General features: G+C 66.1%; 3 protein-coding genes. 1 reads left to right on the top strand and 2 read right to left on the bottom strand.

Annotated features, from left to right (window positions below; all coding sequences use genetic code 11):
• Positions 1–248: helix-turn-helix domain-containing protein (locus VKG81_RS13630; RefSeq protein ID WP_324396726.1), on the bottom strand; the 248-nt coding region annotated here is incomplete at its 3' end.
• Positions 249–331: 83 nt separating this feature from the next.
• On the opposite strand from VKG81_RS13630, the gene VKG81_RS13625 reads away from it, so the two are divergent.
• Positions 332–1,198, top strand: coding sequence for an alpha/beta hydrolase (locus VKG81_RS13625; protein WP_324396728.1), 867 nt, complete (start codon positions 332–334; stop codon positions 1,196–1,198).
• A 795-nt stretch (positions 1,199–1,993) separates the two neighbouring features.
• Here VKG81_RS13625 and VKG81_RS13620 read toward each other — a convergent pair.
• Positions 1,994–2,324 (bottom strand): glycoside hydrolase domain-containing protein (locus tag VKG81_RS13620; RefSeq protein WP_324396724.1); only part of this gene is annotated, 331 nt, incomplete at its 5' end.

Raw genomic sequence — 2,324 nt, 5'->3', positions numbered from 1 at the left:
CCGCCCGCGGTTTCGTCGGCGATGCGCCGCAGCCGGCGGGTCACGGCATCCGCGTCTCGCCTCAGCATCGCCAGGAACAACTCGTCCTTGGACTGGAAGTGCCGGTAGAACGCGCGGGTGGACATGCCGGCGGCCTCGAGGATCGCGGCAACCGACACCGGCCCGGGATGCGGCGAGGCCAGGCAGGCATATGCGGCGTCGATGATGCTGGCGCGCTCATCGGCGGCGACGCGGGTGCGGGGCGGCACGAGCGCAGATTGTATGACGCCGACCACACAGTGAAAATGCCAATCTCACGTGAGTTAACGTGAGTCGGGGAACGGCCGGAAGGATCGTCACGTTGAGCAGCGCATCAAGGACCGTCGAGTTCAGCGGTGTCGATGACCTCGCGCTCGTCGCCGAGGAATGGAACCGGAGCGCCGCGTCGGCGGCCGAGCGGCCGACGATCCTGATGTTGCACGGCGGCGGCCAGAACAGGTTCTCGTGGAAGAACACCGGCCAGATCCTCGCCGACCAGGGCTTTCACGTGGTGGCGCTGGACAGCCGAGGGCACGGCGACAGTGACCGCGCGCCGCGGGCCGACTATTCGCTGGAGGCGCTGTGCGGCGACGTGATGCGCGTGCTGGAAGCGATTGACCGTCCGGTGGTGCTGATCGGTGCCAGCCTGGGCGGGCTGACCGGGATCCTGGTCGCCGACGCGGCCGGCCCGGAGAAGGTGACCAAGCTGGTGCTCGTCGACGTGGTGCCGCGGTTCGAGAGGACCGGAGGGGCGCGAATCCGCGACTTCATGTTCAACCACGTGCACGGGTTCGAATCCCTCGAGCAGGCCGCCGACGCCATCTCGGCGTACCTGCCGCACCGGAAAGGCCGGCGAAACCCGGATGGGCTGAAGAAGAACCTTCGCCTGCGCGACGGCCGCTGGTATTGGCATTGGGATCCGGCGTTTCTGAACATGCCGGAGGAGCACGACCCGTTCGACTTCATCGACGACCTCGAGCAGGCCGCGATAAACCTGCGGATCCCGATCCTGCTGATCCGCGGGAAGCTCTCCGACGTGGTCAGCGTCGACGGTGTGAACGATTTCCTCGCCAAGGTGCCCCACGCCGAGTTCGTGGAACTCTCCGATGCGGGCCACACCGCGGCGGGCGACGACAACGACGCGTTCAGCGAGGCGGTCGTGCAGTTCGTCAACCGCTGAGGGCGGTGGTCAGGACGGCGGTTCGCCGGGCTCTGGCGGCCGCTGCACACCGCTCATGCGCCAGCCGGGCCCGGCTGCGTCCGGCCAGCACCGCCAGAATCGGTCCGTGCGGGTCTGGGAGATTGTGACCGGGCGGTACAAGCCCGGCCCGGCCGGCGGCCCATGTGCCTTGTGGGCCTCGCGATTGCACACATAAGAAGAGTTGTCCCAGCGCATGTAATCGATCACGATTTCGTCTGGAGTGGTTTTGCTGCTCGGACGGAAAACCTCAACGGAGAGCGAGACGCGGCCATCCGTCCACAACCAAAGTGTGGAATCCTCCATCACCCAACCCCCCGGTGGGCTTTCATATTTGTCGTTGTAGCACGGCGGCAAGTCGCGCCACCACGTCGCACCGTGGGTGTCGTACTTGCGCCCGGTGGCGAACTGCTTCCTCAGGAACGGTCGTCATAGGGCGCGCCGTAGCGCCAGCGTTCCTCATCGGAGCTGTTGCCTTCGAAAACCGCACCGGCTGGGAGGTCGACGTCGGCCAGCGGGGCATGCGGTCCTGGTTGGAGTTGCACTGTCGGCGGGGCAACCGTTGTCGGCGGTGGTGGTCCCGGTGTGTGTCGCGTGCATGCAGCAGCGGCGACCACCGCGACGGCGAGCAACAATATCCACCGGGCCCGGTATTCGGTTGCTGCTGTGGATTGCGTTCGTGGGTAGCCCTTCGTGGCTGTGGCGGGGGTGTCGGGTAGTCCACTGTCGTCGCTCATGCGACCCCGGCACGGTGGTGTCAGGCTCGCACCCGAGCGATCATCGATCAAAATCCCACTGCCCGAAATCGGTCGCAAGGACCTCGTCCACATCCACGTGTATACCGCCCAGGAGGGGACCCGGGCTCGACGGGCTGTTGACCACCTCCTGATAAAGCACCGCCATGGGCTCGCGCTGATCGTGAGACCACGACTTCGTCTGCCATGCCCACCGGTGCCCTGCAGTCGTTGAGCGCCCGATTACGCCGCCGTCGATCGCCCACGCACACGCCCGGGAATGCCCATAGATGCCGGTGCGGTCCACGCCCAGTACCGAGTTGATTCCTTGAAACCACTCGACAGCAACGCTCTTCCAGGTGTCGAGGTCGATA

Origin of the sequence: Mycobacterium sp. (assembly GCF_035314905.1) — a bacterium.
GTDB lineage: Bacteria > Actinomycetota > Actinomycetes > Mycobacteriales > Mycobacteriaceae > Mycobacterium.
This window is presented reverse-complemented; position numbering and strand designations above follow the sequence as displayed.